Raw genomic sequence first — 23,875 nt, forward strand, 5'->3', positions numbered from 1 at the left:
GTAGACTGATAAACCTGGACTGAAGAAAGGGTGGCGCGGGTGAACCACGCCACCCCCTTCCCTCGGGACGGGTCAGAAGCCGACGGCCACCAGCAGGTACTGCGGGTTGCCGTGCGAGATGAACGAGGACTGGCCGGCGTAGTCGTCGTACGGGAAGCCGTACGCCAGCTTGTTGATCGCGTGGTCGTGCCAGAACTTCGCGTAGTAGTTGGCCGGCGCCGCCTGGTAGTACAGGCTCGGCGTCGACCAGTCCGACTGCGGCAGCTGGCGCACGTGCCGGTTGAGCGCGGCGCAGTTGCCCGGGTCGTTGGCGAGCACCCCGGCGCAGCCGAACACGTCGGAGGTCGGGGCGTTGATGCCGTACTGCGACGCGTAGGCGGTGAAGTAGTTCTGGTTCACCCCGCCGGAGCGGAACGTCGGGTCGCTGCCGGGCGCGATGATCCGGTAGGGCGCCTGGGACTGGGCCAGGACCTTGAACTCCTGCGGGACCTCCGCCTGGAACTTGGCGAAGGTGGCCTCCCGCGTCTCGGTGAAGGTCTGGTAGTCCTCGCCGACCTGCACGTCGTAGCCGTCCTTGGCGTGCAGCCGCATCGCGATCTTCAGGCCGAACGCGTCGACGCGGGTGGTGTTGCCGTTGAACACCGCCGGGCCGACGGTGAACTCGATGAAGTCGTAGTACTGGCTGTTCGGGCTGCCGACGTAGAAGTACATCCGGCCGGCGGTGTTGGCCGGCATGTCGAAGTACGGCTGGTCGGCGATCGAGTGCACCTGGCCGTTGTAGCTCCAGTACACCTGGCTGTCCGGGTAGCGGCCGTTGGTGCGGTTGAGCACCTTCACCATCACGACGTTCTGCGCCGCCGGGATCGTGCTGGTGTCGCCCCAGAACTGGTCCGGCGGCGGCGTGCTGGTCGGCGGCGTGCTGCCGGGCGTGGTCGGCACGGTGCCGATGACGCGCACGCCGAACTCCCACAGCGAGTAGCCGTACGCGGTGGCCCGGACGGTGCCGTACATGCGCACGTAGCGGCCCGAGCCGGAGGCGGAGATGTTCTGCACCCCGCCGGCGCCGGTCGTGGTGCTGTAGATCGTCGTCCACGACGTGCCGTCGGCGGAGACCTGGATCTGGAAGGACTTCGCGTAGGCGGCCTCCCAGTTCAGGTCGACGCCGCAGACGCTCGCGGTGCCGCCGAGGTCGACCTGGATCCACTGCGGGTCGCTGAAGGCGCTGGACCAGCGGGTGCCGGTGTTGCCGTCGAAGGCGGCCGAGGCAGGCGTGCCGGCGTTCTCCGCCGAGGAGGCGGTCGCCGGGCGGCCCTGGGCGGCGTTGGCGGTGCCGCAGGTGCCGGTCGAGAACGAGCCGAACACCTGGAACTCCCACAGCGAGTAGCCGTAGGCGGTGGCCCGGGCGGTGCCGTTCATGCGCACGTACCGGCCGGAGCCGGACACCGCCAGGGTCTGCACCCCGCCGGTCCCGGTGGTGGTGCTGTAGATGTTCGTCCAGGTCGTGCCGTTGGCGGAGGTCTGGATCTGGAAGGACTTCGCGTACGCCGCCTCCCAGTTGAGCACGACCTGGTCGATCGTGGCCGTCTGGCCCAGGTCGACCTGGATCCACTGGGGGTCGCTGAAGGCGCTGGACCAGCGGGTGCCGGTGTTGCCGTCGACGGCGGCCGAGGCGGGCGTGCCGGCGTTCTCCGTCGAGGAGGCGGTGGCCGGCTTGCCCTGCGACAGCAGGGTGCTCGCGGCGCTGGCGTTGCCGATCGTGAATGCCGCGTAGCCGACGAGCAGAGCCGCCACGGAGAGCGCGCTCACGATCAGCGGGCGCCGCCGTTGCTTCTTACCTCTGTCGATGTCTTGCTGGGTGGGTGGTCTGGTCTTGTCGAGCATCAAGGCTGCTCCCTGACGTGGGTTGGGGCGTCGGCGATCGACGCCGCACCTCGGGATGCGCCGGGTCAGGCGGTGGACCGGCGCTGGCGGGCGTTGGTCGCTGGCGGGGATGAGAGAGCGCTCTCTCGATAGCAGCCTTATCGATTCGCACGCTCACGTCAAGTGGCGGGTTTTGATGTCTGGCGCATCGGGCACGTCCTGACGCAGGTGCTTCCTGGGAGGTGCACGTTGGCTGACACACAATCGGCATCCGCCCCCACCGGCGGAATCATCCGCAGCCTGATCCCGGCCCGGATCGACAGGCTCGGCTGGGCCCCGTTCCACACCCGGATGGTGCTGGCGCTCGGCACGGCCTGGGTGCTCGACGGCCTCGAGATCACCATCGCCAGCGCCGTCGGCGCCGTGCTCAACAAGCACGAGACCCTGGGGCTGTCCAGCACGCAGGTCGGCGCGATCGCCACCGTGTACCTGCTCGGCGAGGTCTTCGGCGCAGTGTTCTTCGGCCGCCTGTCCGACGCGCTGGGCCGCAAGAATCTCTTCATCGTGACCCTCGGCGTCTACCTCGCCGGCAACGCGCTCACCGCACTGACCTGGGGCAACGACGCTTTCGGCCTGGCCTTCCTCTACCTGACCCGGTTCATCGCCGGCGCGGGCATCGGCGGCGAGTACGCCGCGATCAACTCCGCGATCGACGAGATGATGCCGGCGAGGTATCGCGGCCGCGTCGACATCGGCGTCAACGGCACCTACTGGGGCGGCGCCATCATCGGCACCCTGGGCACGTACGTGCTGCTCAACCACGTCTCGCTGAACGTCGCCTGGCGGCTGGGCTTCCTCATCGGCCCGATCATCGGCCTGCTGATCTGGAATCTGCGCCGGCACCTCCCGGAGAGCCCCCGCTGGCTTCTCATGCACGGGCGCGAGCAGGAGGCGGAGGAGGCCATCGCCCAGATCGAGCGCGACATCGCGTCATCCGGCCAGGCCCTCGCCCCGGTCGACGAGTCGAACGCGCTGGAGATCCGCCCGTCCTCCGGCCACGGCTACCTGGCGCTGCTGCGCGTGCTCTTCTCGCACATGCCGGCCCGCTCGACGCTGTCGGCGACCCTGATGATCACGCAGTCGTTCCTCTACAACGCGATCTTCTTCACGTACACGCTGGTGCTGTCGAAGTTCTACCACGTCGACGCCGAACGGACGCCGATCTATCTGATCGCCTTCGCACTGGGCAACCTCGCCGGCCCGCTGCTGCTGGGCCACCTCTTCGACTCCATCGGCCGGCGCAGGATGATCGCCGGCACGTACATCCTCTCCGGCGCGCTGCTCGCGGTCTCCGCGTGGATGTTCGACGCGGGCATCCTCAACGCGTTCACGCAGACGCTCGCCTGGTGCGTCATCTTCTTCTTCGCCTCGGCGGGGGCGAGCTCGGCGTACCTCACCGTCTCGGAGATCTTCCCGCTGGAGATCCGCGCCCAGGCCATCGCGGTGTTCTTCGCCATCGCCCAGTGCTTCGGCGCGATCGGCCCGGTCTTCTACGGCTGGCTGATCGGCGAGGGCACAGACCCGGGCAAGCTGTTCATCGGCTATCTCGTCGGCGCCGCCGTGATGATCATCGGCGGCGTGGTGGAGATCGTGCTCGGGGTGGACGCGGAGGGCAGGTCGCTGGAGCACGTGGCGACCCCGCTGTCCGCCGTGAGCACCCGCCCCCGCGCCACCGGCTGACCGCCGCCACCGGGCGCGCCGGGCCCGCTACCGATCAGGATTCGAGAAGCACGGGCCACTGCGCGCCGCTAGCGTGAGGGCCATGGACCTCACCATTCACGGCACGTTCCTGCCGCACGAAGACCCGGAGGCGGCGCTGGCCTTCTACCGCGACCTCCTGGGCTTCGAGGTGCGCAACGACGTCGGCTACGGCGGGATGCGCTGGATCACGGTCGGGCCCCCGGACCAGCCCGGCACGTCCATCGTGCTGCACCCGCCGGCCGCCGACCCCGGCATCACCGACGACGAGCGCCGCACCATCGCCGAGATGATGGCCAAGGGGACCTACGCCATCATCACGCTGGCCACCGCCGACCTCGACGGGGTCTTCGCGCGGCTGCAGGAGAGCGCCGAGGTCGTCCAGGAGCCGACCGAGCAGCCCTACGGGATTCGCGACTGCGCCGTGCGCGATCCCGCCGGCAATCTCGTGCGCATCAACGAGCGGCGCTGAGCCGGCCCGCTCCCGAGCAGCCCTGATCCACCGACCGCAGAACAAGCATGCCCTCATACCGGGCATATCGAAACATACAGGGTCGTTTCGACCCACGACTTCAGGAGCGAACATGAGCGACCCTTCCAACCAGGGAATCAAGACCGTGCTGCACCCCGTGTCGGACCTGGAGGCAGCCAAGGCGGTGTACACCGCCCTGCTCGGCATGCCGCCGCAGACCGACTCGTCCTACTACGTCGGCTACGAGGCCGCCGGTCAGCAGATCGGGCTGGTGCCGGGCGGCGGAGCGCAGGGCATGAGCTCGCCGGTGGCCTACTGGCACGTGTCGGACATCGAGGCGAAGCTGGCCGAGGTGACGGCCGCGGGTGCCACCGTGAAGGAGCCCGCGCACGACGTCGGCGGCGGCCGCCTGGTGGCCACCGTCATCGACCCCGACGGCAACGTGCTCGGGCTGCTGCAGGACCGGTGAGCGGTTCGGAGCGAAGCGGAGAGGCCGCTCACCATAGGCGCAGGTTCAGCTCACGCTGCGGCCGGAGCGAAGGAGGTAACAGCGTGAGCGGTGCGCCCGGCCCGCCCGGCGTCGTCCGGGCGGGCCTTCGCCACCCCGGCCGGCACCGCCGATCAGGTAGACAGTAGACAGCGGGCCGTCGCCGCGACCGCACCGACGAAGGAGAACCGGACATATGGCCACGAGGACGGGCACGCAGTCGTCTGAGCTGCAGGTCGCCGACAGCCACGATCTGATCCGCGTGCAGGGCGCGCGCGAGAACAACCTCAAGGACGTCAGCGTCGAGATCCCGAAGCGCCGGCTGACGGTGTTCACCGGCGTCTCCGGCTCGGGCAAGAGCTCGCTGGTCTTCGGCACGATCGCCGCGGAGTCGCAGCGGCTGATCAACGAGACCTACAGCGCCTTCGTGCAGGGCTTCATGCCGACGCTGGCGCGGCCGGAGGTCGACCTGCTGGAGGGGCTGACGACGGCGATCATCGTCGACCAGGAGCGGATGGGGGCCAACTCCCGCTCCACGGTCGGCACCGTCACCGACGCCAACGCGATGCTGCGGATCGTCTTCAGCCGGCTCGGGCAGCCGCACATCGGCTCGCCCAACGCGTTCTCCTTCAACGTGCCCACGGTCCGGGCGAGCGGTGCGATCACGGTCGAGCGCGGCGACAGCAAGGCCGTGAAGAAGACCTTCACCCGCGCCGGTGGCATGTGCCCGCGCTGCGAGGGCATGGGCAACGTGAGCGACTTCGATCTGTCCCAGCTCTACGACGACAGCAAGTCGCTCAACGAGGGCGCGCTCACGATCCCCGGCTACAGCATGGACGGCTGGTTCGGCCGCATCTTCAACGGCTGCGGCTTCTTCGACCCGGACAAGCCGATCCGCCGGTTCACCAAGAAGGAGCTGCACGACCTCCTCTACAAGGAGCCGACCAAGATCAAAGTCGACAACGTCAACCTGACGTACGAGGGCCTGATCCCGAAGATCCAGAAGTCGCTCCTGGTCAAGGACCGGGAGGCGATGCAGCCGCACGTCCGCGCGTTCGTGGACCGGGCGGTCGTCTTCACCACGTGCCCCGAGTGCGACGGCACCCGGCTCACCGAGGCGGCCCGGTCGTCGAAGATCATGGGGATCAACATCGCCGACGCCTGCGCGATGCAGATCAGCGACCTGGCCGAGTGGGTCCGCGGCCTCGACGAGCCGTCGGTGGCGCCGCTGCTCGGCGCGCTGCAGCACAACCTCGAGTCGTTCGTGGAGATCGGGCTGGGCTACCTCTCGCTCGACCGGTCGTCGGGCACGCTGTCGGGCGGCGAGGCGCAGCGAGTCAAGATGATCCGCCACCTCGGGTCCTCGCTCACCGACGTCACCTACGTCTTCGACGAGCCGACGATCGGGCTGCACCCCCACGACATCCAGCGGATGAACGACCTGCTGCTGCGGCTGCGCGACAAGGGCAACACCGTGCTGGTCGTGGAGCACAAGCCGGGGACGATCGCGATCGCCGACCACGTCGTCGACCTCGGCCCCGGCGCCGGCACGGCGGGCGGCACCGTCTGCTTCGAGGGCACCGTCGAGGGGCTGCGCACCAGCGGCACCATCACCGGCCGCCACTTCGACGACCGGGCCTCCCTCAAGGCGACGGTGCGCAGGCCCACCGGCAAGCTGGAGATCCGCGGCGCGGCGGCGCACAACCTGCGCGACGTCGACGTCGACATCCCGCTCGGGGTGCTCGTCGTCGTCACCGGCGTCGCCGGCTCCGGCAAGAGCTCGCTCGTGCACGGGTCGATCCCCGCCGGCGAAGGTGTGGTGTCGATCGACCAGGGCTCGATCCGCGGCTCGCGGCGCAGCAACCCGGCGACATACACCGGGCTGCTCGAGCCGATCCGCAAGGCGTTCGCGAAGGCCAACGGCGTGAAGCCGGCGCTGTTCAGCGCCAACTCCGAGGGCGCCTGCCCCACCTGCAACGGCGCCGGCGTCACCTACGTCGACCTGGCGATGATGGCCGGCGTCGCGACCACCTGCGAGGAGTGCGAGGGCAAGCGGTTCGAGGCATCGGTGCTCGAGTACCGCCTCGGCGGCCGCGACATCAGCGAGGTGCTCGCGATGTCGGTGACGGAGGCCGAGGAGTTCTTCGGCGCCGGCGAGGCGCGCACGCCCGTAGCGCACGCCATCCTCGACCGGCTCGCCGACGTCGGGCTCGGCTACCTCAGCCTCGGCCAGCCGCTCACGACGCTGTCCGGCGGCGAGCGGCAGCGGCTCAAGCTGGCCACCCGCATGGGCGACAAGGGCGGCGTCTACGTCCTCGACGAGCCGACCACCGGCCTGCACCTCGCCGACGTGGAACAGCTGCTCGGCCTGCTCGACCGGCTCGTCGACGCCGGCAAGTCGGTCATCGTCGTCGAGCACCACCAGGCGGTCATGGCGCACGCCGACTGGATCATCGACCTCGGCCCCGGCGCCGGCCACGACGGCGGGCGGATCGTCTTCGAGGGCACCCCGGCCGACCTCGTCGCCGCCCGCTCCACCCTCACCGGCGAGCACCTCGCGGCCTACGTCGGCGCCTGACCGAGGCCACCGGTCCGGCCCGACGCGGCTTCGCGGTGCCGGGCCAGACCAGGCTCCGCGACCAGGAGCGGGTGGCGGCCCGGCGCGCCGCAGCGCCGGGTCAGCGCGCCGCGCGGAGGGCGGCGATCAGCTCGGGCGGGGCGCCGTCGAGCTCGGCCAGCCGGGCCGGCGTGAAGCCGAAGCGGTCCCGCGCCCGCGGGTCCAGGCCGGCGGCCAGGAGCCTCGGCAGCAGGCGCAGCCGGGACTCGTCCGGCACCAGGCACGGCAGCAGGTGCAGCAGCGTGCGGCCGTCGCCGTCGCGGCAGTGCGGGTCGATGCCGGCGTCCAGCATCGACTCCAGCGTGTCGGACTCGCCGGCGGCCACCCTGGACATCAGCTCCCGGCGCGCGTCGCGCAGAGAGCGGGCCAGCCGGCTCGGGCCGCCGCGCCAGGCCGTGTACGCGCCCGCGCAGCCGGTCGGTGGCGGGCCGCCCAGGGCGAGCATGGCCGCCTCGCGGTCGACGTAGCCGGGCGGGTGCGGGGTGCTCAGCACGCCGTCGCGAAACTCCGTGCGGTGCCAGTCGGCGCCGCAGCGCACGCGCACCGGGGCCGGCGGGCGCATGTCCGGCGGGCCGGCCGGCTCGGCGCCGGGCAGGGCGGGGAACAGCGCCGCGGCGACCAGCGGGTGCAGCTCGTGCGGCGCGATCCGGCCGTGCACGAGGTCCCGGAAGTCCTCGGGCCAGAACAGCTCGGTCAGCGGCACCGGGGCGGCCGGCTCGCGCCGCAGCCGCAGGGCCTCCACGACCCGCAGGCGTGGGCGGGCGGCGCCGCCGGGGTCCAGGCGGTCGAACCACAGGACCCAGTTCGAGCCGGCGGGCGCCCAGGCTGCGGTCAGGCCGTCGCGGACCGCGGCCCGCCAGGCCGCGGCCGGCAGTTCGGGCGCGGCCAGTGCGTCGCGGTGGGCGATCGCCTCCTGCCAGCCGTCGTGCCGGCCCTGGGCCAAGTCGTCGAGGTCGAGGTCGAAGCCGGCCTCCTGCCAGCCCTGCTCCGGGCGGTCCTCGCGGAAGTGCCGCAGGACCCGCTCGGCCACCGCCTCCGGGCCCGCGCCCTCCGAGCGGGCGCCGTCCGGGGCGAAGCAGGGCAGCCGGGTGCGGCCCCCGCAGCGCGCGAGCAGGCCGGCGGTGTGCCGGGCGTCCCAGAGCTCGCGCAGGCCGGCGAGGCTCATCGCGTGATGCGGCGCGGGCGGGACGCCGAAGCGCAGGGTGAAGCGGGCCGGGCCGGCTGACGACGCCGTGCGCCCCGACCAGGGGCCGGAGGCGTGCGACGGGGCCAGGTACAGCGCCCGGTCGCCGTGCAGGCTCAGCGAGAACACGTCGCGGGTCTGGTACACCGCCGCGCGGTAGCGCGAGTCCGCGCGGGCCGGGTGGTCCCGCAGCCGCAGCACGTGCCAGCGCAGCAGGTCCGGGACGAGGTGGCGCAGGTCGTCGTCGACCGCGGCGGACACCTCGGCGCCGTGCTCGCGGGCGATGGCGCGCGGGTCGACGGCCGCCTCGATGCCGGCGACCGCACAGGCGCCGGCCCAGTCGCCGGCGGCGCGGCGCTCGTGCGCGGCGGCGATCTGGTTGCGCGTCAGGCCGTACCGTGGCCGCCGCTGTTGCTCGTTCGGCATCGCCGGCAGTGTAGTGGGGGCCGGAAGACGGACGACCCCACCGCCCGCGAGGGGTGGTGGGGTCGCCGGTGTACCGAACCGTCAGGCTCCGCCGCCGCCCGGCTGGACGACGCCGTTCACCGTGAGGGTGTACGGCGCGTACTGCTGCACCTGCTCCGTCGGCTCGTCGTAGGCGACGATCGCCACGACCTTCGGGAACAGCGACAGCAGCGCCAGCTGGATCCAGTTGAGCTGCAGGTTGTCCTTGCCGTTGTACTCGAACTGCCAGGCGAACGCGTGGGCCTCGTCGATGCCGACGAGCTTGACGTTCCAGTTCTTGACCGTGACCGGCTTGATCTGGCTCGGGGACTTGAACGGGGCCAGGCTGGACCCGTCGCTGAGCAGCGTGCCGCCGACCTTGATGTCGTCGACGAGCAGGCCGCCCTCGTTGACACCGCCGTCGCTGACGTACCGGAACGAGAGCAGGATCGACTTGCCGGCGAAGGCCGACAGGTCGAACGTGTGCTGCTCGAAGCCGTTCGTCGTGCCGTTGAGGCCGGGGCCCAGCGGCGCGGGGACGGTCTTGTCACCGGGGATCGAGGTGTACGTGCTGCCACCGTCGGTGGAGACCTGGACGTATCCGTAGTCGTAGCCGAGCTCGGCGCCGTACTTCGCGAGGAAGGTCAGCGTCGCGTTGGTGGCCGGCACAGTCACCGGGATGACCGCCGAGGCGTCGGTGTTGTTCGCGTTGCCGGAGAACAGCACCGAGTTGCCGGCCCGGTCCGGGTCGTTGCCGACCAGGGTCCAGGCCAGCGGCAGCGTCGGCAGGGTCTTCGCGCCGCTGAAGTTCAGCGAGCGGAGGTCCTTGCCGGCCAGCGCCTTCCCGTTCTTCTGCAACAGCACGTAGTCCGCGCCGTTCGGGGCCGCGCCGGGCACGCTGTAGGACTGCGGGTTGGCCAGGTTGACCGTGGACCGCAGGCTCTTGGACGTGACGTTCTTCTTGTCCGCCCCGAGGACGATCCCCAGCTTGGAGTCGCCGACGATCTTGTCGAGCAGCACCATGCTCTGGTATTCGTGCAGGACCGTGTACACGTCCTTGGCGCCGTACGCCTTCACGGCGGCGTCGAGGCTCGCGAGGCCCTGCAGCTCACTGTCGCGGTGGAGCCGCTCGATGATGCCCTGACCGAAGCGGTCGTAGAGGTACAGCATCAGCTCGTAGGCGTTGCCGTAGTCGGCGAGCACCCCGTTGCCGTTGCCGCCCTCGCCCCAGAGGTTGAGCGAGTTCTGGGCACCGCCGCAGTCGCGGGGGTTCGGGTTGTACGGCGTCTGCACCGGCCCGAATCCCTGGAAGCAGTACAGGTGGCTGTCGCCGCCCTTGTCGAAGACCGTCTTGGTCCCGTCGACGTATCCGGTGAGCGTCTGCGCGAAGTCGGACAGACCCTCGTTCATCCACGTCGTCTCGTTCGGGTCCGAGTAGGACTCGACCAGGTGCTGCCACTCGTGCGCGAACGTGCCCTCGTAGAGGCGCGGGCGGCCCGGGCGGCTGGTGCACAGGTCCGACGTCGGCGCGTCCGCCGGGTCGGCACCGGTGCGGTGCTCCCAGTCGTAGGCGTCGATCGTCATGACGTTGCGGTCGAACAGCTCGTTGAACTGCGTGGAGAAGAAGCCGGCGATGTAGGTCGGCGCGGCCGGGAACGTGTAGTAGTTGGCGTCCCGGACGTTGTCGACCAGCGTCACCGTCTTGTTGCCGCCGCCGGTGTACACGCCACCGTTGCCGTTCCTGTCCGGGCCGAGCAGCGCGTTGCTGCCGTCCCGGTCCGGCGGGGTGGCGAAGGCGGCGGTCTCCTTCGGATACATGTTGGTGTCGAACTCGTGGATGAAGTTCGCCACCTGGGCGTCGGTCACCGTGGTGGTGTTCGGCACCTGGTTGCGGCAGTCGCCCGCCGGGAACGAGGTGTCGACGGCGACCCAGACCTCAATGTGCTCGCCGACGCCGCGCAGGATGTAGTCCTTGCGGTACAGCGTGCCCTTGTAGTCGTCGGAACCCAGCCATTGACGGACCGTGCCGACCGGCGGGGTGGCCGCCGCGGCGAGCGTGGTGCGCTGCTTCGCCCTGCCGCTCGCCATCTTCGACGTGTCGACGACCTTGCCGTCCAGCGTGAAGTTCGTGCGGGTCATCTCCCGCACGTCGGACCCGCCCGTCGTGGCCGGCGCCGGGACCTTCGCCGGAGCCGCGTGCGCCGGCACGGCCGGCAACGCGACGAGCACCGGCACGGCCAGGGCGACGGCCGCGGTCGTGGCCAGGCCTTTTCTCACCATGGAGCCTCCTTACGACGGCGCGCGGGACCGGGCGGGATTTCCGCCTGGATCCCGGTCGCGCCGGGTTCGGGATCGTATTGACAAGGCACACTATCGCCGGGGCCGACATCGGCGAACGTCGCATCGAAGGCAGAGGGTGTTCGCAAGGGGTTGCCGGGCTTGCCGCCCGTCGCCGGACCGTGATTATCGTCGATGTTCGGCCGCGCACGGACCCCGCCGGGGCCACCCGCCCACGGCGGTGACGCAGCGTGACGGCTGGAACGCGAGCGTCTGTAACCGGGACACGCGAATCGGTCATCCGGTTGCAGGCGGGCACGAATTCACCGCGAAAACATCCGGCCGGGCCAATGGCGCCGCCGACCGAAGGATCACGCACCGCTACGTCCGGTGGTCCGGGCACCGGCCGGACGGACGGGGTTCCCGGCTGGACAGCGGTTCACGGACCGTCACCGCAGAACGTATCGTCGCAGCATGACAGCCCTGACCCTCGCAGTGGAACGACTCGCTGCCGCCACGGTGCTGTCCTGTCACGGGGAGCTGGTGGCGGCCAGCGCGATGCAGTTGGAGACCGCGCTGTCCCAGGTGCTGTTGCGGCCACAGACTCGAATCGTCGTCGATCTGGCCGCGGTGGCCACGATCGACTGCACGGGCGTGATGATGCTGCGCGTGACCGCGGGCATCGCCACCGAACAGGGCGGATCGCTGGTCCTGGCCGGCCCGAACACGCAGGTCGTGAACACGCTGCGTGAGGGCGGGTCGCTGAGCACCATTCCGACGTACCGCACGGTGCAGGCCGCGCTCGACAGCGACGCCGGCGCGCTGATCACCGAGACCGACGCGGCGGCGGCCCCCACGGCGTGGCCGATGAACCGCTCGGACCGCCGCACCGCCTGACCGCGCCGTGTAGAGAATCGCCGCGCGGCGCCGACCCTCGGGCATGACGAAGTTTCTGTTGCTGCACGCGCGCGTCGCGGCGCCGCCGCCGGACCTGGCCGGCGAGCTGCTCGACGCGCGGCGCCTCGCCGACCCGAGCCTGGCCGTGGTGGTCGGGGCGCCGGTCCGCGGATCCTTCATCGGGTACTGGCTGATCGACGTCGACTCGCTGGAGCGCGCCGTGGAGATCGCGGCGAACACCGGCGGGCCGGTGGAGATCCGCCCGCTGATGAGCGACGGCCCCGGTCCGGACCTTTGACCCCGGTCCCGCTCGGCTAACGCCTGGCGCCGGCCGCCCGGGCCGCCACCAGGTCGCCGAGGAGGCGCTGCAGCTCGGCCAGGTGGGCCGGCGGGTAGACGCGGCCGGCGGGGTCGACGACCCGGCGCACGCCGCGCAGTAGGCGCCAGGCGTCGCCGGCGTGGCCGAGCTGGGCGAGGGCCTGGGCCTCCAGCCAGTCGCAGGGCGGAGCGCAGCCGCTCGGGCGCCGCCGCGGCCCGCTCGTCGGCGTCGACGCTCAGCACCCACTCGGGGGCTCCGGCCGCCGCGACGGCCGCGTTGCGCGCCGCGGCGAAGCGCCCCGCCACTCCCCCGTGCTGACCGTGGCCCCGAGCGAGCGCGCCAGGGCGGCCGACCCGTCGGTGGAGCCGGTGTCGTGCACGTGTACGCCGTCGACCGCTCCGCCGAGGGAGGCCAGGCAGCCGGGCAGGTTGACCGACTCGTCCCGGACGATGAGCACCGCGACCAGGTTCACCCCGACCCGATCGGCGCGAACGCCCCGGGCCTGAGCAAAATCAGCGGCCGACGGTGGCGTGGTACTGGTCGACGATCTCCTGCTTGATGCGGCCGCGGTCGGAAACCTGGAATCCGACCCCTTGCGCCCATTCCCGGATGGCCCGGTTCTGGTCGCGGTCGCCGCGCGTCGTGCCGCGTCCCCGGCCGGGAGCAGTTCGGGCCCCAACGGTCGTGCTGCGCCCCACCTTGGTGCCCGCGGAAATGTAGGGCTTCAGCGCGGCGCGCAGTTTCTCGGCGTTCTTCTTGGACAGGTCGATCGAATACTGCACGCCATCGAGGCCGAAGGTGACACTCTCATCGGCGGGCTTACCGTCCAGATCATCGATCAGTTCCTGAATGACACGCTTGGCCATGCCGGCCGACCTCCCGTGAGCGACACGAACGTACTGTAGGAAACGGAGCCCGTCGGAAAACAGTATCGCCAATCTATTGATTCGACGCCAGATAGGCGACGAAAACAGTTCTTCACCGATCGTGTCGGTTCAATTACAGGGACACCGGGCGCGGGCGGTACGGACTACGCCGGAGCCGGTGAGCGCGGCGCGTATTTTTCCGCCGAACCGACCGTGAAACGATCCACCACGGCGCTTTTCCGCCGGCCCAGTCAGCCGGTCAGCGGCGGACAGGCCGCCAGCAGCGCCTCGCTGACCGCGTTGTGCGCCGCGGCGCCGTCCTCGCGGGGCAGCAGGAGATTGGTCAGGTAGGCCACCGCGAGCCGCCGCGTCGGGTCGGCCCACGCCAAGCACACGTTGCTGCCGTTGTGCCCGAACGCCTCCGGGCTGCTCGTGCGCCCCATCGGCCGGGGGCGGTGCGGTTGCAGGCCTGGCCCGCCGAGCTGGAAGCCGTGCGACCAGCGGATGGGCAGGCCGATGTGGCCGTCCACGGTGCCGTCGCTCGTCGGGGTCGTGGCCACCGCGAGCGTCGCCGGGGTGAGCAGCCGTACGCCGTCCAGCTCGCCGCCGCGGACCAGCAGCGCGTACAGCACCGCGAGATCGCGGGCCGTCGTCGAGATGCCGGCCGCGGGAATCACGGCGCGGCGGGTCGAGCGGCGGTTCAGGTGCGCCGCCGCCGCGAGCGGCCCCGGCCCGCGCCCGCGGATCGGCACGTGCCGGGGCCACTGGGCGTCGGGCAGCCCGAGGTGGGTGTCGCGCAGCCCCAGCGGCCGCAGGATCTCGGCCCGCAGCAGCTCGCGGACCGGCTCGCCGGTGACGCGGCGCAGCAGCTCGCCGAGCAGGAAGCCGTAGCTGACGTACTGGTACGCCGGCCCCTCCCCGGCCGGGAAGCGCGGCCGGGCGCGCTCGACGGCGCGCACCGAGTCGTCCCAGTCGGTCATGGCGAGCGCGTCGCGCAGGGTCGAGCGCGCGACCGGCAGCCCCGACCGATGCTGCAGGACGTGCCGCACGGTAATCCCGCCCTTGCCGTTGGCGGCGAACTGCGGCCAGTGCGCGGCGACCGGATCGTCCAGCCCGAGCGCGCCACGCTCGGCCAGCCGGTGCACGAGCAGCGCCGCGAACGGCTTGCTCGTGGAGAAGATCCAGAACAGGGAGGAGGACTCGCAGCCGTATGCCCGGTCGAGCACCACCACGCCGTCACGCACCACGCACAGCTGAGCGGCGCCGCCCCGGTCGCGCACCAGCCGGGCGGCGGCCTCGAGGCCGTCACGGTCCACGTCGCCGGTGTCGCGTTCGCCCCAGTCGAGCACGGCAACCAACCTACCCCCGCACCGCACGGCGTCATCGGGCGGAGCAGACGTGACCTCGGGCCGGACGGGCAGGTCAGGACTTAATTGGAGACTTACTTTAACTATTAGGGTTCTTTACCTTGTGCGGGACCTCATCGATGGCCGATGATTCGACAGAGCGGATCCGCCCATCCCTCCCGCCTACACCCGAAGGACCCCAACCGTGCGCAGAAAGCTGGCGCTGGCAGCGCTTGCCCTGTTGACGGCGTTGGGGGTGGGCCTCGCGATCCGGCCCGCCCTCGCCGCCACCCCGTTCAAGGTGCTCGCGTTCTACAACGGCACCTGGGACGCCGCCCACATCGACTTCGACAAAGAGGCCAGGGACTGGTTCCCCCAGCAGGGGGCCCAGAACGGCTTCACGTGGGAGGCCACGACGGACTGGAGCCGGCTCAACGCCGGCAGCCTCGCGCAGTACAAGGTGATCATGTTCCTCGACGACGCGCCGCCGGCCGCGCAGCGCGCCGCGTTCCAGCAGTACATGCAGAGCGGCGGCGCGTTCATGGGCTTCCACGTCAGCGCGTTCACCACCGACCCGGGCTCCTGGAGCTGGTACTACAACACGTTCCTCGGCTCGGGCGCCTTCCAGACCAACACGTGGGGCCCGACCCGGATCACGTACAAGGTCGAGGACCGCAATCACCCGTCCATGGCCGGGCTGCCCGCGACCTTCCAGTCGGCGGTCTCCGAGTGGTACTCGTGGAGCAACGACCTGCGGCAGAACCCGAACATCGACATCCTGGCGTCGGTCGATCCCAGCAGCTTCCCGGTCGGCACCGACCCGAACCAGTCCTGGTACGGCGGCTACTACCCGATCCTGTGGACCAACCGCAACTACCGGATGCTGTACGCCAACTTCGGCCACAACGGCATGAACTACACCACCAACACGCGCACCTCCTCGACGTTCGACAGCGCCAACCAGAATCGCTGGATCATCCAGGGCATCCTCTGGCTGGCCGGAGAGTCCTCGACGCCGCCGTCCTCCGCCCCGCCCACGTCCAGCGGGCCGATCTCGCCGTCGGCGTGGTACTCGGTGGTCAACAAGAACAGCGCCAAGTGCGTCGACGCCCGCGCGGCCGGCACGGCCAACGGCACGGCGATCCAGCAGTACACCTGCAACAGCACGAACGCGCAGCAGTACCGCTTCCAGCCCACGAGCAACGGGTATGTGCGCATCGACAACCGCGGCAACCCGGCCCAGTCGCTCGACGTGACGAACAAGTCCACTTCGGACAATGCGCCGATCCAGCTATGGGCGTACGGTGGCGGCACCAACCAGCAGTGGCAGCCGGTCTCCGAGGGCAACGGCTACTACCACTTCGTCAGCCTGGCCAGCGGCAAGTGCCTCGACACCCCGGGTGCGTCCACTTCGGACGGTGTGCAGCTCGTGCAGTACGCCTGCAACGGCACCGGCGCCCAGTCGTTCCGCCTGGTACAAGCGCTTTCCTGAAAGTTTCATCGATCCCGGGACCGCGACCTGCGGTCTCGGGATCGATGACTTTCGAAACCCTTGCCGCGGGTCTACGGTCCGGCCGCAACAGGCCCCTGCGGATGAGGAGCGGATCGTGCGAAAAGCGGTGGCCGCCTCGGCGGCAATCCTGGCCGGCGGCGTCGGCGCCACGTACGCGGTGCACATGGCCGCCGCGGCGGCCGCCGGATGCCGGGTCACGTACACGGTGACCAACCAGTGGCAGGGCGGTTTCGGCGCGAACGTCGACGTCACCAACCTCGGCGACCCGATCAACGGCTGGGCGCTGACCTGGACCTTCGCGAGCGGCCAGGCGGTGACGCAGGCGTGGAGCGCGACCGTGACGCAGAGCGGCACGGCGGTGTGGGCGGCCGACGCGGGCTACAACGCGGCGATCGCCACCGGCGCCACGGTGTCGTTCGGCTTCAACGGATCGTTCACGTCGGCGAACCCGGTCCCGGCCGCGTTCGCCCTCAACGGCGTGGCGTGCAACGGTACCGCGCCGACCACTCCCCCGGCGTCGTCCTCGCCGCCGCCATCCTCACCGCCGCCATCGTCCCCGCCGCCGCAGGGCGAGACCGGCCGCCAGATGGAGAAGCTGGACCGGGGCCTGATCTCGGTCCGGTCGGGCAGCGGCAACCTGGTCTCCTGGCGGCTGCTGGGCACGGAGGCCTTCGAGACCTCCTTCAACGTGTACCGCGGGAGCACCCGAGTGGCCACGGTGACGAACTCGACGAACTACCACGACGCGGGCGCGGCCGCCGACGCCTCGTACACGGTCCGCGCCGTCGTCGGCGGGGTCGAGCAGGCGGCCTCGCCGGCCTCCCTGCGCTTCACCGGCGGCGAGTACCTCGACGTGCCGATCCAGTCACCCGGCGCCATCTACAGCGCCAACGACGCGTCGGTGGGCGACCTGGACGGCGACGGGCAGTACGAGATCGTCCTCAAGTGGGACCCGTCGGACTCCAAGGACAACTCGCAGTCGGGTGTCACCAGCAACGTGTACGTCGACGCGTACCGGCTCAACGGCCAGCGGCTGTGGCGCATCGATCTGGGGCGCAACATCCGGGCCGGCGCGCACTACACGCAGTTCCAGGTGTACGACTACGACGGCGACGGCAAGGCCGAGGTCGCGATGAAGACCGCCGACGGCACCCGCGACGGCACCGGCAAGGTCATCGGCGACGCGAACGCCGACTACCGCAACTCCTCCGGCTACATCCTGTCCGGCCCCGAGTACCTCACCATGTTCAACGGCCAGACCGGCGCCGCGATGTCCACGGTGAACTACGACCCGCCCCGCGGTACCGTCTCCAGCTGGGGCGACAGCTACGGCAACCGCGTCGACCGGTTCCTGGCGGGCACGGCCTACCTCGACGGCAAGCGCCCCTCCCTGATCATGGCCCGGGGGTACTACACCCGCACCGTCATCGCCGCGTGGGACTTCCGCAGCGGGGCGCTGACGAAGCGCTGGACGTTCGACAGCGACGCCTCCGGGAACTCCTCCTACGCCGGGCAGGGCGACCACCAGCTCGCGATCGCCGACGTCGACGCCGACGGCCGCGACGAGATCGTGTACGGCGCGATGGCCATCGACGACAACGGCACCCGGCTGTGGAACACCGGCAACGGCCACGGCGACGCGCTGCACGTCGGCGACCTCGACCCGGCCCGCCCCGGCCTGGAGGTGTTCAAGGTCGACGAGGACGGCACCAAGCCGTCGTCGTGGATGGCCGATGCCCGCACCGGCCAGGTGCTGTGGACGACCCCGCCCAACGGCGACAACGGCCGCGGCGTCTCCGACGACATCTGGGCGGGCAGCCCGGGCGCCGAGTCGTGGTCGGCCGCGGCGGACGGCCTGCGCGACACGCACGGCAACGTGGTGGCCTCCCGCAAGCCCGGCTCGACGAACTTCGTGATCTGGTGGGACGCCGACACCACCCGGGAACTGCTCGACGGCACGCACATCGACAAGTACGGCCCGAACGGCGACACCCGCCTGCTCACCGCCTCCGGCGTGCACTCCAACAACGGCACGAAGTCGACCCCGTCGCTGTCGGCCGACCTCTTCGGCGACTGGCGCGAGGAGGTCATCTGGCCCACCACGGACAACACCGCGCTGCGCATCTACAGCACCACGACGCCGACGACGACCAAGCTGTACACGCTGATGCACGACTGCCAGTACCGCGAGGCGATCGCGTGGCAGAACACGGCGTACAACCAGCCGCCGCACCCGTCGTACTTCATCGGCAGCGGCATGGCCGCCCCGAAGCAGCCCGTCATCTACGTGCGCTGACCGGCGTCCACCCGGGCACCCCGACGAACGCGAACGTCGGGGTGCCCGGCCGGGCGGCGGCTACGAGGCGGCGAGGCCGCGCTCGACGGCCGCGATGATCTGCGGGCGCAGCGCCTCGGGGCGGATGATCGCGTCCACGGAGCCGACCTCGACCGCGCGCTGGATGCTGTGCACGCCGTCGAACTCGGCGGCCACCTCGCCCAGCTTCTCCGCCCGGACCGTGGCCCGGACCTCCATGAGCTGCCCGACCAGCGCCGCCCGCTCGCCACCGGTCGCCGCGGCCACCCGCGCCTCCAGCCCGGCCACCCTTGGGTCCTTCGCCGTGCGGGCGTCGACGTCGCCGGAGAAGACCACGGCGGCGGCGGGCGCGCCGCCGATGACGGAGGCGAACGAGCCCTCCACGGCGAGCACGGTCATGTTGGGGTTGAGCGCCTTGGAGAACACCACGAACGCGCCGCCGTGGTAGCGCGAGATCACGCAGAACACGATCGGGCCCTCGAAGTTGACGATCGCCCGGCCGATCTCCGCGCCGTACTCCAGCTGCAGCAGGCGCATCGACTCGGGCGAGCCGTCGAAGCCGGACAGGTTGGCCAGCACGACCAGGGGGCGGTTCCCGCTGGCCGCGTTGATCGCCCGGGCGGCCTTCTTGGACGAGCGCGGGAACAGGGTGCCCGCGGTGTAGGTGTCCGGGCCGTCGGTGGGCGGGAAGCCGCGCCGCGGCACGGACCGGGACTCGATGCCGAGCAGGCACACCGGGATGCCGCCGAGGTGCACGTCCTGCACGACCGCGGTCTCGGCGTCGGCCATGCCCGCCCAGCGCTCCAGGACGGCGTGGTCCTGGTCGGCCAGGGCCCGCATCAGCGTGCGGATGTCGAACGCCTTCTTGCGGTCGGGGTTGCTCTCGCGGGAGAAGATCTCGCCGACGGTGGTGAAGTCGCTGTCGGGCACCGCGTGCGGGTAGCCGGAGATGTCGCGGTCGAGCGGGTCGGACGTGTCCGCCCGGCGCGGCCGGGGCTCGCCGGGGGCGATGTAGGTGTGGTCGTAGTGCGCCATGAGCACGTTGCGGGCGGCCCACAGGTCGGGCGCCCAGTACTGGGCCTGGCCATTCGGGCCCATCACCCGGTCGTAGCCGCCGATGCCGAAGTTGTCCTCGGCCGACACGCCGCCGGAGAAGTCCAGCGACTGCTTGCCGGTCAGCACCATGGCGGAGTCCGGGGTCATCACCAGGATGCCCTTGGTGTGCATGAGCATCGTGGCCTCGGCGTTCCAGTACGGCTGGGCGCCGACGGTGATCCCGGCGACCACGATGTTGATCTCGCCGCCGGCCTGGGTGAACTCGACGATCCGCTTGAGCGCGGCGGCCACCCAGTCCATGTTCTCGGTGCCGGAGCTCATGGAGATCCGGGCGCCCGCCGACAGCGCGAACCAGTCGAGCGGCACGCGCATCCGCTCGGCCAGGTCGAGCGCGGCGATGACGCGCGCGCACTCCGCCTCGGCCAGGGCGCCCAGCGACTTGGTCGGGTCGCCGAGCAGTACCACCCGGGTGACGCCCTCGGGGTAGCGCTCGGTCGGCGTGCTCACCACGCCGGCGACGATGCCCGCCTTGTTGTGCCCCCTCGGCCGCTCGACCGGGACCAGCGCGCCGATGTCGTTCAGGTCGTGCTCGACGAAGCTGCCCTCGGGCCCGGCGAGCATCTCGGTGAGCTCGTACGGGTACGTCGTGCCGCGCCGGCGGGCCGAGAGCACCTTCTGCCGGTAGTCGTCCAGCGGCTGGACCGGCTCGGCGGTCGGCGCGGTGACGGACACCTGGATGCCGGCGTCGTAGGAGATCTGGACCGCCATGTCGGTCACCTCGCCGGTGGCCTCGTCGCGCCGGCGGTGCAGGAACAGGACCTCCTCCAGGCCCGCGCCGGCCGTGATCGGCACCACGCGATGGACGACGAGGCTCAGCTCCTCGATGGTCAGCTCGGTCGGCGGCCAGACGTACAGGGTGATCCGGTTGGTGTCGAACCGCTTCTTCGCGGGCCGGCCCGCCTGGACCTTGCGGATCGCGTCGAGGCACGCGTCCAGGGCGCCCTCGAGCGCGGGCAGCGCGATGATCCGGCCGTCGGAGTCGCGCAGCGGCGTGAGGTCGCGGACCTGGGCCATCGCCGCCAGCCGCTCGTCGGCCGGGTTGTCCGGGGCGACGCAGTGGAAGAGGAAGACCTCCTCGTCCGCGGACGGCAGCCGGGTCAGGTCGAAGTTGCGTAGCCGCGGCAGCTGCAGGCGCTGGGCGATCAGCGGGTGCAGCCCGCGGATCACCCGGTCCTCACCCAGGCCCGGCCGGAAGGTGAAGTGGTGGTGCATGGCCGAGCCGGTGCGCCCGGCGACCGACATCGTCACGCGCTGGAGCACGTCCAGCAGCCCGGCGCGCTCGATGATCTCCCGCAGGGTCGCGGCCATCGCGTCCGGGTCGGGCTGCTCGCGCCAGGTGAGGTACACGTCGGCGACGGAGTCCGCTCCGGCCAGCCCGGCGACCTGCTGCAGGGTCGCGGGCAGGTCGGCGAAGTCCGTGGCCGCGGCGACAACCCGGAAGCGCTCGCCGTCGCGGTCGTACTCGGCGGTGAAGAACGAGCGCCCCGCGACCTCGACGCAGCGCGCGTCGAGCGCGCCGCGGTTGCCGTAGTAGCGGCGGCTGAGCACCTCGAGCATCGGGCCGTGGTCGGCGCTCGGCGCGCCGATGCGCTGGCCGAGCAGCCGCACGAGCGGCTCGGGCGAGGCGACCATGTGCGCGATCCGCTCGGCGCGGTCGGGCGCCGCCGGGTTTTCGTCGAGGTGGCGCAGGTGGCCGCGGACGCCCGCGTACACCTCGGCGCGCTTGCGGCGCAGCATCGGCTGGCCGGCCCAGCGGAACACGATGCTGCGGGCCAGGTCGCCGACGACCGGGAACCGCAGCTGGGTGGCGGAGATGAGGTGCTCCAGCGCCTGGCCGACCAGCTCGCGCAGCCCGTCGTCGGGCAGCGGCTCGGTCAGCCACTGCTGCAGGAACGTGACGATCACCGAGACGTCGGCCGAGGTGCGCTGCTGGGCCAGGAAGATCCGGAACACGGCCTCTTCCAGCGCGGGCGTGCGCTCGAAGTCGTCGATGCCGTAGTGGGTGAGCACCCGGGCCAGCCGGCTGCGGAAGGTGTCGGACAGCCCGGCGCGCTCGACGTCGAGGCTCTGCAGGTAGGTGTGGAAGTACTCCCGCGGGCTGTGCACCCGGTTGTCGGCCCTGCCCTCCTCGCCGGCCGGCCGGTTGCGGCTCAGCTCGGCCAGGTCGGCGAACACCCGCAGCAGCTCGACCTCCTGCTCGATCGGGCGGCGCCTGAGCTCGGCCCGCGCGGCCAGGTATTTCGACAGCGCCCGGCGCTCGTCGCGGGGGTCAAGATCGTAGCCGAGCAGCAGGCTGCGCAGGTCGGCGATGCCGCGTGCCATCCGGGCCTCGGCGGACAGGCCGGCCGGCTCGGGCGGCAGTTCGAGGTCGACGGCCTCGGCGGCGGCCGAACCAGCGCCGGCCGTCGCGGCCTCGTCGCCGATCGGCTCCAGGCGCAGCAGCGGCGCGCCGGTCTCCACCTGGCTGCCGACGGAGACCAGGCACTCGCGCAGCCTCGCCTTGAACGGCGCGCGCAGCACGGTCTCCATCTTCATGCTCTCCAGGACGAGCACGGGCGCGCCCGCCTCGACCTCGTCGCCGGCCACGAGCGGGGTCGCGACGACCAGCGCGGGCGCGGGCGAGCGCAGCACGCCGCCCTCGTCGCGGCCGACGCGGTGCGTGATGCCGTCCACCTCGACCAGGTGTACCGGCCCGTGGGTGTGGGTGACGAGCCGGTGCCGCCGGCCGTTGACCAGGATCCGGCCGGTGTGCTCGTCGAACCGCTCGAGCTCGGCGTCGACGGTGGACGCCTCGCCGACGCCGACACGGAACCGGTGCGGCCCCGTCTGCGCGACGGTCACCCGGTAGCCCGCCCCGCGCAGCTTGAGGTCGATCGGCCGGCCGCTCTCGTGCTGCACCTGCGGGCGGCCGCCGTGCGCGGTGGACAGCAGCCGCTGCCGCTCGACGAGCGCCTCGTCCTCGTACGCCTCGATCGCGGCCGCGGCCAGCGCGACGCCGGAGTGCTTGGTGGACACCAGGCGGCCCTCCGCGCGGACCCGGTCGATCCAGCCGGTGTCCGCGCTGGCGTCGATCACCTCGGGCTGGTCGAGCAGGTCGAGCAGGAAGCTCTTGTTGGTGGCGCCGCCCTCAATGATCACCGTGGTCTCGGCGACCGCGCGGCGCAGCCGGCCGAGCGCCTCGTCGCGGGTGCGGCCATACGCGATGATCTTGGCGATCATCGAGTCGAAGTCGGCCGGGATCACGTCGCCCTCGCTCACCCCGGTGTCGACCCGGATGCCGGGGCCGCTGGGCAGCGCCAGCCGGACGATCCGGCCGGGCGCCGGGGCGAAGTCGCGGTCGGGGTCCTCGGCGTTGAGCCGGGCCTCGACGGCGTGCCCGGCCTCGGCCGGGACCAGGTCGCCGAGCCGGCCGCCGGCGGCCACGTGGATCTGGGCCTTGACCAGGTCGAAGTCGGTCGTGGCCTCGGTGATCGGGTGCTCGACCTGCAGCCGGGTGTTGACCTCGAGGAAGGCGAACAGCCGCTCGCCCGGGTGGTAGAGGAACTCGACGGTGCCCGCGCCGCGGTAGTCCACGGCCAGCGCGAGCCGCTCGGCCGCCGCCTTCAGCTCCCGGGCCTGCTCGGGGGCGAGCACGGGGGACGCGGACTCCTCGATGACCTTCTGGTTGCGCCGCTGGACCGAGCAGTCGCGCACGCCCAGCGCCCACGCGGTGCCCTGGCCGTCGGCGATGACCTGCACCTCGACGTGGCGCGCGCCGGTGACCAGGCGCTCCAGGAACACGATGCCGCTGCCGAACGCGCGCTTGGCCTCCAGGCTCGTGCGCTCATAGGCGTCGGCCAGCTCCTCGTCGCTGCGAACGACCCGGATGCCCCGGCCGCCGCCGCCGGCGGTCGCCTTGAGCATCAGCGGGTAGCCGATCTCGGCGGCCGCGCGCGTGGCCGCCTCCAGGCTCTCGACCGCGCCGCGGCTCCACGGCGCCACCGGGACGCCGACCTCCTCGGCGATCAGCTTCGCGCCGATCTTGTCGCCGAGCTTGCGCATGGCGTCGGCGCTCGGGCCGATGAAGGTGACGCCGATCTTGTCACAGCGCTCGGCGAAGGCGGGGTCCTCGGCGACGAAGCCCCAGCCCACCCAGGCGGCGTCCGCGCGCGTCTCGACCAGCGCACGTTCCAGGACGCCGTGGTCGAGGTAGGGGCGCGCCGACGCGGGCCCGAGGCAGTAGCTGTCGTCGGCCTCGCGGACGAAGGTGGCGGTGCGCTCGGCGTCCGTGTAGAGGGCGATGGTCTCGATCGGCGGTGCCCCGGTCACGGCGTTGAGCTCGCGGACGGCGTGGATCAGCCGCATGGCGGCTTCTCCCCGGTTGACGATGGCGATGCGGCTGAACACCGAGTAAGCCTCCCAAAGGT

Annotated in this window: 15 protein-coding genes; 8 read left to right on the forward strand and 7 right to left on the reverse strand. The window is 71.4% G+C overall.

Annotation, left to right across the window (positions count from 1 at the left end):
- Positions 1-72 precede the first annotated feature (72 nt).
- Positions 73-1,881, reverse strand: coding sequence for a discoidin domain-containing protein (locus ACGFI8_RS23670; RefSeq protein ID WP_392807963.1), 1,809 nt, complete (start codon positions 1,879-1,881; stop codon positions 73-75).
- 228 nt (positions 1,882-2,109) lie between these two features.
- Between ACGFI8_RS23670 and ACGFI8_RS23675 the strand changes: the two genes are divergently transcribed.
- The 4 genes from ACGFI8_RS23675 (at position 2,110) to ACGFI8_RS23690 (ending at position 7,155) form a co-directional block, all read left to right on the forward strand.
- Positions 2,110-3,600, forward strand: a complete 1,491-nt coding sequence (locus tag ACGFI8_RS23675) for an MFS transporter (RefSeq protein ID WP_392807964.1) — start codon at positions 2,110-2,112, stop codon at positions 3,598-3,600.
- A gap of 82 nt (positions 3,601-3,682) precedes the next feature.
- Positions 3,683-4,090: a VOC family protein gene (locus ACGFI8_RS23680; RefSeq protein WP_392807966.1), complete on the forward strand. Its 408-nt coding sequence runs from the start codon at positions 3,683-3,685 to the stop codon at positions 4,088-4,090.
- A 112-nt stretch (positions 4,091-4,202) separates the two neighbouring features.
- Entirely contained in the window at positions 4,203-4,559 is a 357-nt protein-coding gene (locus ACGFI8_RS23685) for a VOC family protein (protein ID WP_392807967.1), read from the forward strand.
- Positions 4,560-4,773: 214 nt separating this feature from the next.
- On the forward strand, positions 4,774-7,155 hold the full coding sequence (locus ACGFI8_RS23690) for an ATP-binding cassette domain-containing protein (RefSeq protein WP_392807969.1): 2,382 nt from the start codon (positions 4,774-4,776) through the stop codon (positions 7,153-7,155).
- Positions 7,156-7,255: 100 nt separating this feature from the next.
- Here ACGFI8_RS23690 and ACGFI8_RS23695 read toward each other — a convergent pair whose 3' ends face one another.
- Both ACGFI8_RS23695 and ACGFI8_RS23700 read right to left on the reverse strand, forming a co-directional pair.
- Entirely contained in the window at positions 7,256-8,803 is a 1,548-nt protein-coding gene (locus ACGFI8_RS23695) for a hypothetical protein (RefSeq protein ID WP_392807971.1), read from the reverse strand.
- Positions 8,804-8,884: 81 nt separating this feature from the next.
- Complete coding sequence (locus tag ACGFI8_RS23700; protein ID WP_392807973.1) at positions 8,885-11,101, reverse strand: peptidase M6 immune inhibitor A; 2,217 nt, start codon at positions 11,099-11,101, stop codon at positions 8,885-8,887.
- A gap of 471 nt (positions 11,102-11,572) precedes the next feature.
- Between ACGFI8_RS23700 and ACGFI8_RS23705 the strand changes: the two genes are divergently transcribed.
- Positions 11,573-11,995, forward strand: coding sequence for an STAS domain-containing protein (locus ACGFI8_RS23705; protein ID WP_392807975.1), 423 nt, complete (start codon positions 11,573-11,575; stop codon positions 11,993-11,995).
- A gap of 43 nt (positions 11,996-12,038) precedes the next feature.
- Positions 12,039-12,293 carry a YciI family protein gene (locus tag ACGFI8_RS23710; protein WP_392807976.1) on the forward strand — a complete coding sequence of 85 codons (255 nt, stop codon included), beginning with the start codon at positions 12,039-12,041 and terminating at the stop codon, positions 12,291-12,293.
- Positions 12,294-12,549: 256 nt separating this feature from the next.
- On the opposite strand, the gene ACGFI8_RS23715 is transcribed toward ACGFI8_RS23710, so the two are convergent.
- The 3 genes from ACGFI8_RS23715 to ACGFI8_RS23725 form a co-directional block, all read right to left on the reverse strand.
- The gene (locus tag ACGFI8_RS23715) at positions 12,550-12,786 is read right to left on the reverse strand and encodes a hypothetical protein (RefSeq protein ID WP_392807977.1); all 237 of its coding nucleotides are present in this window, start codon (positions 12,784-12,786) and stop codon (positions 12,550-12,552) included.
- Between the two features lie 40 nt (positions 12,787-12,826).
- On the reverse strand, positions 12,827-13,180 hold the full coding sequence (locus ACGFI8_RS23720; RefSeq protein ID WP_392807979.1) for an Lsr2 family protein: 354 nt from the start codon (positions 13,178-13,180) through the stop codon (positions 12,827-12,829).
- 251 nt (positions 13,181-13,431) lie between these two features.
- Entirely contained in the window at positions 13,432-14,529 is a 1,098-nt protein-coding gene (locus tag ACGFI8_RS23725) for a serine hydrolase domain-containing protein (protein WP_392807981.1), read from the reverse strand.
- 202 nt (positions 14,530-14,731) lie between these two features.
- Here ACGFI8_RS23725 and ACGFI8_RS23730 point away from each other — a divergent pair, with 202 nt between their 5' ends.
- On the forward strand, positions 14,732-16,018 hold the full coding sequence (locus ACGFI8_RS23730) for a ThuA domain-containing protein (protein ID WP_392807983.1): 1,287 nt from the start codon (positions 14,732-14,734) through the stop codon (positions 16,016-16,018).
- Positions 16,019-16,202: 184 nt separating this feature from the next.
- On the forward strand, positions 16,203-18,335 hold the full coding sequence (locus ACGFI8_RS23735) for a cellulose binding domain-containing protein (protein WP_392808305.1): 2,133 nt from the start codon (positions 16,203-16,205) through the stop codon (positions 18,333-18,335).
- A gap of 60 nt (positions 18,336-18,395) precedes the next feature.
- Here ACGFI8_RS23735 and ACGFI8_RS23740 read toward each other — a convergent pair whose 3' ends face one another.
- Complete coding sequence (locus ACGFI8_RS23740) at positions 18,396-23,855, reverse strand: biotin carboxylase N-terminal domain-containing protein (protein ID WP_392807985.1); 5,460 nt, start codon at positions 23,853-23,855, stop codon at positions 18,396-18,398.
- Between the last annotated feature and the right edge of the window lie 20 nt (positions 23,856-23,875).

Source organism: Dactylosporangium sp. NPDC048998, assembly GCF_043197855.1.
GTDB lineage: Bacteria > Actinomycetota > Actinomycetes > Mycobacteriales > Micromonosporaceae > Dactylosporangium.